The sequence below is a fragment of the Pectobacterium actinidiae genome, from assembly GCF_000803315.1.
Classification (GTDB): Bacteria; Pseudomonadota; Gammaproteobacteria; order Enterobacterales; family Enterobacteriaceae; genus Pectobacterium; species Pectobacterium actinidiae.
In genome coordinates this window covers 3,373,853-3,387,844 of the sequence record NZ_JRMH01000001.1, presented here as the reverse complement: position 1 = coordinate 3,387,844, position 13,992 = coordinate 3,373,853, and the positions used below count along the sequence as shown (strand labels likewise).

The 13,992-nt window shown below is 53.2% G+C and carries 15 protein-coding genes; 4 read left to right on the top strand and 11 right to left on the bottom strand.

All coding sequences use genetic code 11. The features are described 5' to 3' along the window. The first annotated feature begins 78 nt into the window (after nt 1–78). Nucleotides 79–612 (top strand): hypoxanthine phosphoribosyltransferase, encoded by a 534-nt coding sequence (hpt, locus tag KKH3_RS14545; RefSeq protein WP_029369092.1) that lies wholly within the window; start codon nt 79–81, stop codon nt 610–612. Nucleotides 613–671: 59 nt separating this feature from the next. On the opposite strand, the gene can is transcribed toward hpt, so the two are convergent. Further along, nucleotides 672–1,313 carry a carbonate dehydratase gene (gene can, locus KKH3_RS14540; RefSeq protein WP_039360896.1) on the bottom strand — a complete coding sequence of 214 codons (642 nt, stop codon included), beginning with the start codon at nt 1,311–1,313 and terminating at the stop codon, nt 672–674. A gap of 138 nt (nt 1,314–1,451) precedes the next feature. On the opposite strand from can, the gene KKH3_RS14535 reads away from it, so the two are divergent. Both KKH3_RS14535 and KKH3_RS14530 read left to right on the top strand, forming a co-directional pair. Continuing rightward, complete coding sequence (locus KKH3_RS14535) at nt 1,452–2,390, top strand: ABC transporter ATP-binding protein (RefSeq protein ID WP_039360893.1); 939 nt, start codon at nt 1,452–1,454, stop codon at nt 2,388–2,390. After that, entirely contained in the window at nt 2,387–3,157 is a 771-nt protein-coding gene (locus tag KKH3_RS14530; protein ID WP_039360891.1) for an ABC transporter permease, read from the top strand. The genes KKH3_RS14535 and KKH3_RS14530 overlap by 4 nt, the downstream gene beginning before the upstream one ends. A 71-nt stretch (nt 3,158–3,228) precedes the next feature. Here KKH3_RS14530 and tnpA read toward each other — a convergent pair whose 3' ends face one another. The 10 genes from tnpA to thpR form a co-directional block, all read right to left on the bottom strand. Further along, the gene (gene tnpA / locus KKH3_RS14525; protein WP_039281630.1) at nt 3,229–3,666 is read right to left on the bottom strand and encodes an IS200/IS605 family transposase; all 438 of its coding nucleotides are present in this window, start codon (nt 3,664–3,666) and stop codon (nt 3,229–3,231) included. A 164-nt stretch (nt 3,667–3,830) separates the two neighbouring features. Beyond that, nucleotides 3,831–4,211, bottom strand: coding sequence for an aspartate 1-decarboxylase (panD, locus tag KKH3_RS14520; RefSeq protein WP_014916285.1), 381 nt, complete (start codon nt 4,209–4,211; stop codon nt 3,831–3,833). 17 nt (nt 4,212–4,228) lie between these two features. Then, the gene (gene panC / locus KKH3_RS14515; protein WP_039360889.1) at nt 4,229–5,083 is read right to left on the bottom strand and encodes a pantoate--beta-alanine ligase; all 855 of its coding nucleotides are present in this window, start codon (nt 5,081–5,083) and stop codon (nt 4,229–4,231) included. Between the two features lie 312 nt (nt 5,084–5,395). After that, nucleotides 5,396–6,190, bottom strand: a complete 795-nt coding sequence (gene panB / locus KKH3_RS14510) for a 3-methyl-2-oxobutanoate hydroxymethyltransferase (RefSeq protein ID WP_039360885.1) — start codon at nt 6,188–6,190, stop codon at nt 5,396–5,398. Between the two features lie 104 nt (nt 6,191–6,294). Next, nucleotides 6,295–6,810, bottom strand: a complete 516-nt coding sequence (gene folK / locus KKH3_RS14505) for a 2-amino-4-hydroxy-6-hydroxymethyldihydropteridine diphosphokinase (RefSeq protein WP_039360883.1) — start codon at nt 6,808–6,810, stop codon at nt 6,295–6,297. After that, a complete protein-coding gene (gene pcnB / locus KKH3_RS14500; protein ID WP_205939285.1) occupies nt 6,810–8,222 on the bottom strand; it encodes a polynucleotide adenylyltransferase PcnB in 1,413 nt (470 codons plus the stop codon). Before pcnB ends, folK begins: the two co-directional genes overlap by 1 nt. A 106-nt stretch (nt 8,223–8,328) precedes the next feature. After that, nucleotides 8,329–9,261 carry a tRNA glutamyl-Q(34) synthetase GluQRS gene (gene gluQRS / locus KKH3_RS14495; RefSeq protein WP_039360876.1) on the bottom strand — a complete coding sequence of 311 codons (933 nt, stop codon included), beginning with the start codon at nt 9,259–9,261 and terminating at the stop codon, nt 8,329–8,331. Between the two features lie 131 nt (nt 9,262–9,392). Beyond that, nucleotides 9,393–9,848: an RNA polymerase-binding protein DksA gene (dksA, locus tag KKH3_RS14490; RefSeq protein ID WP_010280759.1), complete on the bottom strand. Its 456-nt coding sequence runs from the start codon at nt 9,846–9,848 to the stop codon at nt 9,393–9,395. A 267-nt stretch (nt 9,849–10,115) separates the two neighbouring features. After that, a complete protein-coding gene (sfsA, locus tag KKH3_RS14485; RefSeq protein WP_039360874.1) occupies nt 10,116–10,820 on the bottom strand; it encodes a DNA/RNA nuclease SfsA in 705 nt (234 codons plus the stop codon). Between the two features lie 34 nt (nt 10,821–10,854). Then, the gene (gene thpR, locus KKH3_RS14480; protein WP_039360871.1) at nt 10,855–11,385 is read right to left on the bottom strand and encodes an RNA 2',3'-cyclic phosphodiesterase; all 531 of its coding nucleotides are present in this window, start codon (nt 11,383–11,385) and stop codon (nt 10,855–10,857) included. Nucleotides 11,386–11,477: 92 nt separating this feature from the next. On the opposite strand from thpR, the gene hrpB reads away from it, so the two are divergent. After that, the gene (gene hrpB, locus KKH3_RS14475) at nt 11,478–13,940 is read left to right on the top strand and encodes an ATP-dependent helicase HrpB (RefSeq protein WP_039362475.1); all 2,463 of its coding nucleotides are present in this window, start codon (nt 11,478–11,480) and stop codon (nt 13,938–13,940) included. Nucleotides 13,941–13,992 lie beyond the last annotated feature (52 nt).

Genomic DNA, 13,992 nt, shown 5'->3' with positions numbered 1-13,992 from the left:
GCATTGGTGCATTATCGATAATGAATCTTTCATTTTCCGATGGTGCTGAATACCTTACTTCAAAGAGTTATCAGTATGATGAAACATACCGTGGAAGTCATGATTTCTGAGCAGGAAGTGATGGCGCGGGTTACCGAACTGGGGCAACAGATCAGCGAACACTACCGTGATAGCGGCAGCGATATGGTGCTGGTGGGGTTATTGCGCGGATCGTTTATCTTTATGGCCGATTTATGCCGAGCGATTGATGTCCCTCACGAAGTGGATTTCATGACGGCATCCAGCTATGGCAGCGGTATGAACAGTACGCGCGATGTTAAGATCCTGAAAGATCTGGATGAAGATATTCGCGGCAAAGATGTGTTGATCGTGGAAGATATTATCGACTCCGGCAATACGCTGAGCAAAGTGCGGGAAATTCTGCAACTGCGTGCGCCAAAATCGCTGGCTATCTGTACGTTGCTGGACAAACCAGAGCGCCGTGAAGTGGCGGTGAAAGTCGAGTGGGTTGGGTTCTCGATCCCTGACGAATTCGTCGTGGGTTATGGCATCGACTATGCCCAGCACTATCGCCATTTACCTTACGTCGGCAAGGTTGTTCCACAGGAATAGCGTACAAGATAAGGCCGATACCGTGAGCGACGCCCAGCGAGTGGGCGTCAGACAGCGTATCAAGGCAGGGAGGAAATCGCGCGGCGATAACGCTGTTCCAGCGTCTCCCGGTTGGTCGCGGTCACTTCCAGATCGCGCAGACGGCCATCCTGAATACCGTACACCCAACCGTGGATGGTGACTTTCTGCCCACGCTTCCAGGCGGACTGCATGATAGTGGAATGGCCGAGGTTATAAACCTGCTCGACAACGTTGATTTCACAGAGCGTATTCAGCCGCTGTTCGGGAGGCAATTCCCCCAGCAGCGAACTATGCTTGTACCACAAATCGCGGATATGCAGCAGCCAGTTGTTAATCAAACCCAATTCCGGGTTTTCCACCGCCGCCTGAACACCGCCACAGCCGTAGTGGCCGCAGATAATGATGTGTTCGACTTCGAGAACTTCGACGGCATATTGCACGACAGACAGGCAATTGAGGTCGGTGTGAATAACCAGATTGGCGACATTGCGGTGAACAAACAGTTCACCAGGCTCAAGGCTGGTCAGACTTTCCGCAGGTACGCGACTGTCCGAGCATCCAATCCATAGAAAACGGGGACGTTGTGCCTGCGCCAGACGTTCAAAATAGCCAGGATCCTCTTCCACCATCGTATTAGACCAGAGCTGGTTATTCGCGATGAGCGTTTCAATTTCTTTCATGAAAGTAAATGACCTGTAACAAACAAGGGGCAGTGAGGAGTAATATAAGGCAACATGCCTCGTTTGAAAAACGATAGTTTATCTCCATCATAACTTTGAATCTGTAGAACCCACTGATTATAAGGCAATCCATTTCTTATGACATATGCACTGGAACTGGCGCAATTAACCAAAACCTATCCGGGAGGCGTCAAGGCGTTACGGGGGATCGACCTGAACGTGGAAGCGGGGGATTTCTATGCGCTACTGGGGCCGAATGGCGCGGGAAAATCCACTACGATTGGGATTATCAGTTCGTTGGTGAATAAAACCGCTGGCAAAGTTCGTGTCTTCGGCTATGACCTTGAGCTGGACAAAGTGAATGCGAAACGCCAGCTGGGTTTAGTCCCGCAGGAATTTAACTTCAATCCCTTCGAAACGGTATTACAGATTGTGGTTAATCAGGCCGGCTATTATGGCGTGAAACGTCAGGACGCGTTGCAGCGTGCCGAAAAATACCTGAAACAGCTGGATTTGTGGGAGAAACGCAGCGAAAAGGCGATGATGTTGTCGGGGGGGATGAAGCGTCGCTTGATGATTGCGCGTGCATTAATGCATGAGCCTAAGTTGCTGATTCTTGATGAACCAACTGCGGGCGTGGATATCGAATTACGTCGTTCCATGTGGGGCTTTTTGAAGGAGCTGAATGCGCAGGGCACCACCATTATCCTGACGACGCATTATCTGGAAGAGGCGGAAATGCTGTGCCGCAACATCGGGATCATCCAGCGGGGAGAGCTGGTGGAAAACACCTCGATGAAGCAGTTGCTTGCTCAGTTGAAGTCCGAAACGTTTATTTTCGATCTGGCGGCGAAGAGCCCACTGCCACAGCTTGAAGGCTATACGTACCGCCTGATGGATACGTCAACGCTGGAAGTCGATGTGATGCGCGAGCAAGGTTTGAATGCGTTATTCAGCCAGCTAAGCTCGCAGGGCATAACGATATTAAGTATGCGTAATAAAGCGAACCGGTTGGAAGAGCTATTTGTCACGTTGGTTAATGGGGACGGGGTGAACGGTAAGGGAGAAAAGGTGTGATGCATTTATATTGGGTGGCGTTGCAGAGTATCTGGGTGAAAGAAGTCACCCGATTTGGGCGTATCTGGATTCAGACGCTGGTGCCGCCAGTGATCACCATGACGCTGTATTTCATTATTTTCGGCAACCTGATCGGTTCGCGTATTGGGGAAATGCATGGTTTTACCTACATGCAGTTTATCGTGCCCGGCTTGATCATGATGGCGGTGATTACCAACGCCTATGCCAACGTGGCTTCTTCCTTTTTCAGCGCCAAGTTTCAACGCAATATTGAAGAACTGTTGGTTGCGCCAGTGCCGACTCACGTGATTATTGCGGGTTACATTGGCGGCGGTATCGCGCGTGGCCTGTGCGTGGGGGTTCTGGTGACGGCGGTGTCGCTGTTCTTCGTCCCGCTGCATGTTCATGCCTGGTGGATCATCGTTCTGACGCTCTTGCTGACGGCGACGCTGTTTTCGCTGGCGGGCTTATTGAACGCGGTTTTTGCGAAAACCTTTGATGATATCAGCCTGATTCCGACGTTTGTGTTAACGCCGCTGACCTATCTGGGCGGGGTGTTTTACTCACTGACGCTGCTGCCACCGTTCTGGCAGGCCGTTTCCAAGCTGAACCCGGTGGTGTACATGATCAGCGGTTTCCGTTACGGCTTCCTCGGGATTCAGGACGTGCCGCTGCTGTTCACGATGTCTGTGCTGATTGCCTTTATCGTGGTGTTTTATCTGCTGGTCTGGTGGCTGATTGAACGCGGACGCGGGCTGCGGACATAGTTTGTAAGTAAAATCCACCTCTTGAAGAGGTGGCTTTAAGTGGGGCCCCCTAGAAGGGGGCCTTGTCCGTTTTAATCCTGCAATAACTCCATTTGCTGTTCGTATTCTTGGTCTTTCTTATCCTGATGCCTCACGTAACGTCTGATAATTTCTTCGTTCACTCCCACCGTGTCCGCAAAGTATCCTCTAGCCCAAAAGTGATTGCCCCACAGTTTCTTTCTTATATGCGGGAATTTATTGTAGAGACGAATTGCCGTGCGCCCTTTCAGGACGCCCATTAGCGTTGAAATTGAGAGTTTCGGTGGAACCATCACGACAAGATGAACATGGTCTGGTTGAACATTTAGTTCCAATATCTCGCAATCTTTCATATTGCAAAGTATGTAAATCGAACGGTAAAGCTCTTTCCCTACTGTGCCCGTTAAAATCTTGTAGCGATATTTTGGGGTCCAAACCAAGTGGTATTTGCAACGCCAAAACACATGTGCTGAACTTCTATAACTGCTCATGTCAGTGATTTCCTTCTTACTTGTGGTGAGTAAGCTGGAATTTTCTGGCATGGGCTTCCTTCAGGCTATAGCCTCACAGGGACAATCACCACCTCCCGAGGAGGTGGTTTAAGGCTGACAATGAAAAGGCGGTGGTAACACCGCCTTTTGCTTATCTAAAGCGATCAGGCGACCTGAACCGGAATCGCTTTTGCCTGACGCTGTAGCTCGTTATCGCCAGAGAAATAGGCCACTTTCGGGCTGTGGCTTCTGGCCTGCTCGTCGGACATTTGCACGTAGGAACAGATAATCAGTTTGTCGCCGACGCAGGCAAGGCGAGCAGCGGCACCGTTCACGGAGATAATGCGTGAACCCCTTTCGCCCGCAATCGCGTAGGTAGAGAAACGCTGACCGTTATCAACGTTGTAGATATCAATCGCTTCATATTCCAGAATGCCAGCAGCATCCATAAAATCCTGATCGATGGCGCAAGAGCCTTCATAATGCAAGTCAGCCTGAGTCACTTTGACCCGGTGCAGCTTGCCTTGCAGCATGGTACGTATCATCGCTTCGTTACCTCGGTTCATACAGTCAAATCGACCTGGTGGTTATCAATCAATCTGGCCTTGCCTAACCAGGCAGCCATCAAAATCACGGCTCGTGTGCTAGCCGCGCTCAGCGGTTGCAACGTATCCGCATCGCGAATAAACAGTTCATCAGGCGTAAAGCCTGCATCGCGCAGGTTATCTGCCGCCTGTTCCAACAAGGTGTCTATCTGGCGAGAGCCGTTGTCCAGCTGTGCCGACAGATTCATCATCACCTGATAAAGTTTTGGTGCCAATTGGCGTTCTTCCGCACTGAGATAGCCATTACGTGAACTCAATGCCAACCCATCTTTTGCACGCACGATAGGGACGCCAATAATATCAATGTCATAGCCCATATCGCGGACAAGCTGCCGAATCAGCGCTAGCTGCTGGTAATCTTTCTCACCAAAGCAGGCTACATCCGGCTGTACCAGATTGAACAACTTGCTGACGATGGTCGCAACGCCACGGAAATGACCGGGACGGCTGGCACCTTCCAACAGGGAAGACAGACCGGGTACATCGACAAACGTTTGCGACTCTAGTCCATTTGGGTATATCACATCCGGGCTCGGTGCGAAAACCAGATCGGCACCGCGACGATTCAATTTCTCGCAGTCTTCCTGCAACGTCCGGGGGTAGCGGGCTAAATCATCTGGCCGTTCAAACTGCATAGGATTGACAAAAACGCTGACAATAACAATATCGGCACGCGCTCTGGCTTCATCGACCAGCGTCATGTGCCCGTCATGCAAGTTACCCATGGTGGGAACCAAAGCAATGCGTTTCCCTTCCTGACGCCAGCGGCGAACCTCGCGGCGCAGCAGCAGAGGGGTTTCGATTATTAACACACTCGTACTCCTAAAAATATACCCGTCATACTTCAAGCTGCATGTGCGTTGGCTACGATACTCGGCCCACTTGCGTGGATCTCGCCCCGTAGGAGCCGCTGCAAGCAGCGTTCAAATCTGCCTGTGGCAGATTTGTCAGTCACCCGAATCACTTACTCAAGTAAGCTCATCGGGACTCTTTCTTTTGCCGCGTTATTCGGCCTTATGGCCTCACCCCTTCGGGGTCAGCGCAAGCGCTGTTCAAAACGCTAGCGTTTTGTCCTGAAACTCGAATTATTTAGGGTATAAGCCCGATTAACGGAATGCTCGTTTTTAATGAAATGAATGTTCTTCGGCCGGGTAGATACCTTGTTCGACTTCTTGTGCATACAAACGCACTGCCGCACGGATGTCGCCGCTTTGTGCCAGAAAATTCTTGGCAAACTTAGGCGTGTTGTCGCCGGTAATGCCGAAAGCATCATGCATGACCAGAATCTGCCCATCAGTCACGTTGCCTGCGCCAATCCCGATCACGGGGATCGACAGCGCGTCCGTCACACGTTTGGCCAGCGCAACAGGGACGCATTCCAGCACAAGCAACTGTGCACCTGCTTCTTCAAGCGCAAGGGCATCGGCCAATAGTTGATTGGCATCGCTTTCGCTCCGGCCCTGAATTTTATAGCCGCCGAAGATGTTAACCGACTGCGGCGTTAGACCCAGATGACCACATACCGGCACTGCGCGTTCGGTCAACATTTTTACCGTCGGGGCAAGCCAGCTTCCACCTTCCAGCTTCACCATATTCGCACCGGCACGCATCAGCTCTGCGGCCTGACTGAATGTTTGTTCCGGCGTGGCATAGGTCATAAAAGGCATATCGGAGAGAACCAAAGCCAGCGGTGCGCCACGGCGGACACACTGCGTGTGGTAAACGATATCGTTTGTGGTCACGGGCAAGGTGGAATCGTGGCCTTGCACGGTCATTCCTAGCGAGTCACCCACCAGCATTACGCGGATGCCTTGTTCAAAAAACAAACGGGAGAAACTGGCGTCGTAAGCGGTAATCGTAGCGAATTTTCGCTGCTCTTGTTTCCATTGGCGCAAGTGGGAGATAGTCGTCGGTTTCATGACGGTCTTCCTATGTCAATAGGGCGAAGAATTGAGGGGGACATTCTAATGTAAGCCGACGTGTAGCGATATACCCGTTGCGCTTCAAGTTGCTGATGGGGGAGTTATTCGTGGTTGAATGTTGCGGTTGGTTTCTCGTCATCCCATAAGGCCAGACCGTTGCGGTCGACGTGGGTTAAGCGCTGGGCAAGTGTTTCGCCGTCGGGGAATACCAATTCAGGGGCGATTTCTGCGAGCGGGTAGAGCATGAATTCACGATTCTTCATGTCGTAATGTGGCACGGTCAGACGTTCAGTCTGGATGACGGCATTGCCGAACAGCAGAATGTCCAGATCCAACGTGCGTGGACCCCAGCGATGTTCCTTGCGTTCGCGACCTTGTTCCAGCTCGATGGCCTGAGTGTGATCCAGCAGCGATTCGGCCGCTAATGCGGTTTCCAGTTCAACAACGGCGTTGAGGTAGTCCGGCTGATCCTGCGGGCCAAGTGGACGGCTACGATAAAACGAGGAGCAGCAAACGACGCGCGTATGTGGGATCGCATCTAGCGCAGACAATGCTGCGCGTACCTGTTGCAAAGGCTGGGCAAGATTGCTGCCCAGCGCCAGATACACGCGCGTCATCAGGCCGGATCTCTACGTGTCGTTGTCGGTTTACGCGGTCGACGAGGGCGGGAACGACGATGCGGCGTCGGGCCGTCATCCAGCGATTTCAGCATGTTTTGCTGACGCGGCGGCGTAGCAACCTGGAATTCACCCCACCATTGAGCCAAACGCAGCAGCTCCTGATGGTTTTCGATTTCGGCACGCAGGCAAAGCAGGTCATACGCGGCGCGGAATTTAGGATGTTCCATCAGCTTATAAGCGCGTTTACCCTGACGGCGAGACAGCCGCGTTTGCAATTGCCAGATATCACGAACTAAAGAGGTAATGCGTTTAGGGATCGCCAGAGAACGACACTGTTCATCCAGTACATCGTTCATCGCTAGCGAGAAGGCATCGAAATAAGCCAGTCCGCTTTCCTGAGCCAGTTTTTGTGCGTGTTCAACCAGCGGATACCACAGCATGGCGGAAAACAAAAACGCTGGATTGACCCGCATGTCATTTTGCAGACGCCGATCGGTATTTTTCAGTACCTGTGCAACCATGCGCTCCAGCGTGGAATCGCCGTTTGGTGTGAAGTAGCGGCTCAGCAGCGGGAAAAGTGGCTGGAACAGCTGGTATTCACACAGCATTTTATAGGTTGGGTAGCCATAGCCTGACTGAAGCAGCTTCAGCGACTCTTCAAACATGCGCGCCGCAGGAATATCGTGCAGCAATGAGGCCAGACGAGGAATCGGCTCAGCGGTTTCCGGGCTGACCGTCATGTTCAGCTTAGCGGCGAAACGGACGGCGCGCAGCATACGCACCGGGTCTTCACGGTAGCGCGTTTCAGGATCGCCAATCATACGGATGATGCCTTGACGCAGATCGTTCAGGCCATTGGTATAGTCACGTACGCTGAAATCAGAAATGCTGTAATAGAGACTATTGATCGAGAAATCGCGGCGCTGGGCATCTTCTTCAACGGAACCGAAAATATTGTCGCGTAACAGCATGCCGCTTTGAGCCTGCTGAGAGGAGTTTTTGACTTCTTGCTGTTCCTGATGCTGTTCGTGGTGACCACGGAACGTGGCAACTTCAATCACCTCTGGCCCGAACATGATATGGGCGAGACGGAAACGACGCCCGACCAAACGACAGTTGCGGAATAACTTGCGCACCTGATCGGGTGTGGCGTTAGTGGTGATATCAAAATCTTTCGGCTTTTTGCCCAGCAGCAGGTCGCGTACGCCGCCGCCAACCAAATAAGCCTCGTAGCCCGCTTTGTTCAGGCGATAAAGTACTTTCAGCGCGTTATCGCTGATATCGCTGCGTGAAATAGTATGTTGGTCACGAGGAATCACCGTCAGATGCTGGCGCGGTTCCTCTGATTCGACCATTTCGTTCTCACGATTCAGTACCTTACGACAAAAATTAGCAACTCGGGAAAAGATAATACACCTCGATAGTGATGGATAAATCAACAGCACAGCATTGGCGTCGCCCCCCAAAGGGGCGGCTAAGGATGGCGCGCCACGAAAAATAGCGGCTAATCATAGCTCACCAATGCCCCTTTGAGAATGCCGATGTGATCGCGGACGGGTTTATTGCCTCCTGTAACGGCACAACATCAAGGGACCAGTGCGCGACAGACCACGCCAGAAGGGTGGAAAGTGTCATATCCTGACCGTTCTCCGGCAGCGGTTGGTTCAAGAATTGCAGTGCAGCCAGCAGCACGGGGCGCGGATCGCTATTCGGCAGCGCCGGTGCATGATTCTGCTTGGAAAGCTTATTTCCCTCGGTATTCAGCACCAACGGCAGATGAACATAGGTAGGGATCGCGTAGCCCAACTGCTGATAGAGCGAAATTTGCCGCACCGTCGGCTCGATAAGATCGGCACCGCGCACGATCTCCGTAATCTCCTGATCGTTATCGTCGATCACGACGGCCAGATTATAGGCAAACAGCCCGTCGCGACGGTGGATAATGAAATCTTCCTGCGCGAGTGCCCTGTCAGCATGCAGCTCGCCACGCAATTTATCGTGAAAATGAAATACCGGCGTTGTCTGACGCAGGCGTAGTGCGGCGTTATCGGGAGGCAGGTTACGCGTCCGGCAATAGCCGTCATAGTGCCCACCTAGCTGCTGAATACGGCTACGCGTGCAGGTGCAGTAATAGCTCATTCCCTGCTGTTGTAGCAGTTGAAGAATCTCACGGTAACGCGCATGCCGTTGTGACTGGTAAATCACCTCGCCGTCCCAGTGCAGGCCGTAATGTTCTAATTGTGCAAGGATACGGGAGGCGGCGCCGGGAATTTCTCGGGGCGGATCGATGTCTTCAATGCGTACCAGCCAGCGCCCTTGTTGAGAACGAGCCTGAAGATAACTACCCAGTGCGGCGATCAGTGAACCAAAATGCAGGTCACCAGAGGGAGAGGGAGCAAAACGCCCGACGTAATGATGCGTTTTGGTGAAACCAGTTGTTCCAGACATAAGAGGTGGGTGCTATCTCGTCAGCGTGTTATCCAGACAGAAGATAGAGTGATGAACATCATGGTTCATCAGCGGTAGCGTGCCTGGAGTCGGCTCCTGCGACGGGCAGGAGCCAATTCTGAGCAGGAAGATTATCCCGCCATTTGCTTTTCGCGTATCTCTGCCAGTGTTTTGCAGTCGATACACAGATCGGCGGTCGGACGAGCCTCCAGACGGCGGATGCCAATCTCGACGCCACAGGATTCGCAGAATCCGAAATCCTCTTCTTCTATTTTCACCAGGGTTTTGGCGATTTTCTTGATCAGCTTGCGCTCACGATCGCGGTTACGCAGTTCGAGACTGAACTCTTCTTCCTGCGCAGCACGATCCACGGGGTCGGGGAAGTTTGCGGCTTCATCGCGCATGTGCGATACAGTTCGGTCCACTTCATCCATGAGTTGGTTGCGCCATGCTTCAAGAATACGCTTGAAATGAGCCAACTGAGCGTCGTTCATATATTCTTCGCCCGGCTTCTCCTGGTACGGCTCTACTCCGGCAATTGCGAGAATGCTCAGAGAAGATGTCTTACGGTTTTGCCCTTCTTGCATGTTGCTTCTCCTACATAACACGACACGCATAATACCCTTTTATGCAGTGAAGTTGCGGCGTTGTTGGCCATAACTTCAGCTATCTGGGTATATCGGCCCCAACGGGGGGAAAAAACAGGCCGCTATAAATAGCAGATGGAGATGGGGTTGGCAATGCTTCCTGACACCGGCCTGATAAAGTGTGAGGAACAACCTACATACATTAAATAATAAACAATGTGTTACGCCTTTTATGATGCGTTTGGCGTGTTATGCAATGCTTGTACGTCATGCCAATAACGGTAGCTTGTGTGTCAATTTAATACCATCAGGGCATAATGTGGAGCCGTAACATAAAATTTCAACCCCTGCCTGCTGTGCTTCGATAAATAATTCCGCATAGCGTGAATCAATATGCCGGGCGGGAGAAACCTGCTGAATGCCTGAATGGAGCACGGCGAAAAAAAGGACAGCACGTTTTCCATTGGCAACCATTTGTTGCAGCTCACGCAGATGCTTTTGCCCTCTGAGGGTAACCGCATCGGGAAAGTAACCACATTCATGTTGCAATAATGTGACAGATTTCACCTCAATATAGCAGTCAATCCTGTCCGGCGCCTGTAAAAGCAGGTCGACTCGGCTATTTTCCGTACCGTATTTCACTTCCGTTTTTACGTCCGGGTAGCCTGCCAGCTCTTCTATGCGATTCTCTAACAAGGCTTCGTACAATAATGTGTTGGCACGCAGAGTATTGACACAAATCCAGTGATGTTGTTGCGTTTCAGTCAGTTCCCAGCTCTGGGCATACTTACGTTTAGGGTTATCTGATGTGGAGTACCAGACGGTATCGCCAGGTGTGGCACAGCCCGTCATTGCACCGGTATTGGCGCAGTGCAGCGTGAGCGTCTCGCCTTCTGGGGTCAAAACATCGGCCAAAAAGCGTTTGTAGCGTTTAATCAACCGGGCGGGTTGTAAGCGTGGGGTATAGTTCATTCGTATCCTGTTTTTTGTTTATCCACTCGATGACTTATTTAATAAATGACCAGCTTTCCAACTGTTGATAGCGGGTTTTGCCGTTGTCGAAAAGTGACTCGTAAAGCGAAAAGTGCGTCATGTCGATCTGCCAGCTAAAGGTTGCGGGGGGAATGGCAACGGGGCGAGTTGCGCCACGTAATAGCGTAATGTGCGGATGAAACGGCAAGGCCGTTTGATAGCAGCCGTTGCGCGCGGCCTGGGAGCGCAGCAGTTCCGCCAACTGTAACAGCCCGCGCGGTGCACGACGGCAGCCCAGCCAGACCACGCCGGGACGCGGCCAGTGTCCAGCGTCATTCAGCGTAAGGGAAAACGTGGGTTGACGGATGCGGCCCGCTAATGTCTGTAAGACCTGCGCTTTTTGCTCGCTGACATCGCCCAAAAACGCCAGTGTCAGATGAAGATTCGCGGCGGCGACCGGACGACCAACCTCCAGAGGGAAGTGTTCGGCACGCCAGCGGATAATTTCTTGCTGTGTGGTTTCCGGCAATGATAAGGCAAAAAACAGGCGGCGGGTGGCTGACATGGCGATCTCTCTGTTCTGATTCCATCAGATGCTACATTCATCCAGATGCTACAATGCTCGCCGCTGAAAGTTAACCTTATACGGAGATGCCTGTGATTTTACCGCCCGTCAGCGCCGTGCTGGATGATGTGATAACGGCGCTACATAACGCGCCTCAGGTGCTGTTCAATGCGCCAACAGGGGCGGGGAAATCAACCTGGCTACCGCTGCAATTGTTGCAACAGGGTCAATTGAAGGGGCGCATTATCATGCTGGAGCCACGCCGTCTGGCGGCGAAGAGCGTGGCCTGGCGGCTAGCACAGCAGTTGGGTGAAGAGCCGGGGCAAACCATAGGCTATCGCATGCGGTCGGAAAGCTGTGTGAGTGATGCAACGAAGCTGGAAGTTGTCACCGAAGGCATGCTGACCCGTTTGCTGCAACAGGATGCGGAACTGCAAGGCGTGGCACTAATCATCCTTGATGAATTTCACGAGCGCAGCGTGCAGGCCGATTTGGCATTGGCGCTGTTGCTTGATGTGCAACAAGGGCTGCGTGACGACTTAAAGTTGTTGATTATGTCCGCAACGCTCGACAATGCGCGGCTGGCGACGCTGTTGCCGGATGCCGTCTGCGTGGTTTCCGAAGGCCGTAGCTATCCGGTTGAGCGGTGTTATGCGCCGTTGAACAATCAGGAGCGTTTAGAAGAGGGCGTAGCGCGACAGGTGCGGCGTTTACTCAGTGAAGAGGCCGGTTCGCTGCTGCTGTTTTTGCCCGGCGTCGCGGAGATTCGCCGTGTGCAGGCGCTGCTGGAAAATAGCGTGTCGAGCGAGACAGATCTTTGTCCTTTATATGGTGCATTGACGCTGGCGGAGCAGCAAAAGGCGATTTTGCCTGCGGAATCGGGTCGTCGTAAGGTGGTGTTAGCCACCAATATTGCCGAAACCAGCCTGACGATTGAAGGCATCCGGCTGGTGGTGGACAGTGGCCTTGAGCGCGTAGCCAGTTTTGATGTGAAAAGCGGTGTCACGCGGTTGGTGACGCAGCGAATCAGTCAGGCGTCGATGGTGCAGCGCGCCGGACGAGCCGGACGTTTAAGCCCCGGCATATGCTGGCATCTGTGCTCGCGTGAACAAGCAGAGCGCGCGGCGGCGCAAAGCGAAGCCGAGATACTGAATAGCGATTTAAGCAGCATCTGGCTGGATTTATTACTCTGGGGCTGTACTGATGTGGCGCAGTTAACCTGGCTGGATACGCCTCCAGCCCCGGCGCTTTATGCTGCACGTCAACTGCTGCGCCAGCTTGGTATTACTGATGAGCAGGATCGGTTAACTATCGAGGGGCGGAAGATCGCCGCGTTAGGCTGCGATGCCCGCCTGGCGACGATGCTGTATGCCGCATCACAGCAAAGTTCAGACGCGTTGGCCACAGCCGGATGTCTGGCGGCGATACTCGAAGAGCCGCCACGTGGCGGGTCGATCAATCTGGCTGACTGGTTGCATCGCCCATTGCCGCACTGGCTGCGGCGGGCAAAGCAACTGACGCGCCGTTTATCGACGACCTCGGGACGTATTAACGGCGACGAAGCCGACTGGCTGCTGGCACTGGCATTTCCTGACCGCATCGCCCGACGACGTAGTCAGGATGGGCGCTACCAGCTTGCTAACGGCAGCGGCGCGATGATGTCGCCTGATGAGGCGCTGTCAGGTACGGAGTGGCTGCTGACCCCGGCGTTGCTACAGAACGATCGATTAGTGCAAAACAAGCAAAGCGCAGATGCGCGGATCCTGCTGACGTTGCCGTTGGATATTGAACGGCTGGAACGGCGGCTACCCGGATTAATAAATGAACGTAACGTGGTGCACTGGGACGAAGAAAAGGGTACTCTGCGCGCCAGCCAGCGCGACCAGATAGGTTGTCTGACTCTGCGAACGCGCCCGCTGAACAAGCCTTCCGATGAGGCACTACAGCAGGCGATGTTATCCTGGATTCGGGAGCAGGGGATTGATGCGTTAAACTGGGATGCTGCGGCGTTGCAGTTACGCGCCCGGCTACAGTGCGCGCACCAGTGGTTGCCTGAGGTTGAGTGGCCACGAGTGGATGATGACACGCTGCTGGCAACGCTGGATAGTTGGTTATTGCCGTCACTTGCCGGCGTGCGTGATTTACGTGCGCTGCACCAGATTAATTTGAGCGATGCGCTGCTGCGGTTGCTGGACTGGTCGCTGCGCCAGCGGCTGGATAGCGCACTGCCCACGCACTACACGGCTCCCGGCGGCAGTCGCTTGCCTATCGCCTATTATGACGATAAGCCTCCGGTGCTGTCGGTGCGGATGCAGGAAATGTTCGGTGAGCAGCAGAGTCCGCTGCTGGCGGAAGGGCGTGTGGCGTTGGTATTGGAACTTTTGTCACCCGCACAGCGTCCACTACAGATTACGCGAGATTTAGCGGCATTTTGGCAAGGTACGTACCGCGATGTGCAAAAAGAGATGAAGGGGCGTTACCCCAAGCATGTCTGGCCGGACGACCCGGCGAATACGGCGCCGACGAGACGCACCAAGAAATATCAGAATCACTAATTTCAGACGTTTCCGCTTTCCCAAAAAAGGGGCTGGAAACAGAGTAGGCGGC